This is a genomic window from Bradyrhizobium sp. P5_C11_2 (assembly GCF_054049755.1).
The window spans coordinates 1-1,360 of the sequence record NZ_JBFULT010001004.1 but is presented as its reverse complement, the minus strand read 5'-3'; the positions used below and the strand labels follow the sequence as shown (position 1 = coordinate 1,360).

1 protein-coding gene and 3 pseudogenes are annotated in these 1,360 nt (G+C 60.4%); 1 reads left to right on the top strand and 3 read right to left on the bottom strand.

Going from position 1 to position 1,360, the window contains the following annotated elements; genetic code table 11:
* The 3 genes and pseudogenes from ACXJL8_RS41145 to ACXJL8_RS41135 all read right to left on the bottom strand — a co-directional run.
* Positions 1-166, bottom strand: a pseudogene (locus ACXJL8_RS41145) (IS6 family transposase); the annotation flags it as partial.
* A gap of 416 nt (positions 167-582) precedes the next feature.
* On the bottom strand, positions 583-825 hold the full coding sequence (locus ACXJL8_RS41140; RefSeq protein WP_456687047.1) for a hypothetical protein: 243 nt from the start codon (positions 823-825) through the stop codon (positions 583-585).
* A gap of 52 nt (positions 826-877) precedes the next feature.
* A pseudogene (locus ACXJL8_RS41135) lies at positions 878-1,189 on the bottom strand (carboxyl transferase domain-containing protein); the annotation flags it as partial.
* 66 nt (positions 1,190-1,255) lie between these two features.
* Here ACXJL8_RS41135 and ACXJL8_RS41130 point away from each other — a divergent pair.
* A pseudogene (locus ACXJL8_RS41130) lies at positions 1,256-1,360 on the top strand (IS6 family transposase); the annotation flags it as partial.

The window sequence follows — 1,360 nt, the reverse complement described above, 5'->3', positions numbered from 1 at the left end:
CCTCCAGACCGCGTTCCAGGAACAACTCCTCGATGTCGCGGTAGCTCAGCGGGTAGCGCAGGTACCAGGAGACTGCCTGCACGTTGAGCGCGGCTTCGAAGTGCCGGACCCTGAAGTCGGCTTTGGCGCGCTGCTTGAGCTTGGCAGCGATGACAGACAGGATCATGGGCCGGCTCCGAAAGCGGAGCGGCAAGCTCGGCAGGTATGCCTAACGAGCCGTGAACGTCGGCCTATTCGCGTTTGCGACACGCCCGAAAAGCGGACGGGTAGCCCATATTGAAGATATTTGAGTCAGTACGGTCGGACTGCGAGTACATGGCCTGGCTATAGATCCGGCCGCCGATTCGCAGCCTCGGCATCATGTCCATGATTTCCCCGGCCGCACGAGGCCATATCCAGACCTGTCGATCGGCGTAGAAACCGCGACACTTAACCCGAGCGCAAGTCACGAGCACCGCTTACAATGGACCTTTGCGAACTCATTCCGATCCGTTTGGGGCAGGTCGTCGTTTGTTCAATGTCTATGTTTCACATTCAGTCTAAAGATCGTATTTAAGAATGTTAACTTTTTATTGACGTCGATTATTCGACGCCGCTGAGATCAATCGGACCGAATCCGGGAAAGGCCATTGCGAACAGATACCAGATCGGTGCCGGCTCCCCGGCATACGAGCGCTCGACCGCATCGACGCCGGTGCATAGACGGCGAAGGCTGGTTGCAGTGAGTGTGCAGGCTGAATAGCGGCAAGCTGGTTCGCGCGCATAAAAAGCTGATTGATCCTGCCAGATGCGCCAGCCACGGTAGTCCTGCTGCCATCGGATCACGGGCTTCGAACTCCCCTTCCCGGTCTGGCGACACGATGATGAGAATGCCGCCTTAGAGCGAGATGTTGTCGTGCTTCTTCCAGGACTGCTCCATCTTCTTGGTGCGGAGCATGCCCAGCGCCCGGGCGATCCGGCTGCGGGTCGAGTGCGGCATGATCACCTCGTCGATGTAGCCGCGCTCGGCCGCGACAAACGGGGACAGGAAGCGATCCTGGTACTCCCCGGTCCGGGCCGCGATCTTCTCGGGGTCGCCCAGTTCGCTCCGGAAGATGATCTCGACTGCACCTTTCGCGCCCATCACCGCGATCTGCGCGGTCGGCCAGGCGTAGTTCACATCGGCGCCGACATGCTTCGAGGCCATGACGGGGGCTTGTCACGTTGGCAAGGTCGCCGGCTTGCCGCGACCGATCCAGCATCGTAGCCGGGCCGCATGAGCCCGCTCTCGTACTCCGGCTACCGCTTTCCGCGCGACATCATCCAGCGCGCCGTGTGGATGTACCTGCGCTTCACCCTCAGCTTCCGCCATGTCGAGGAG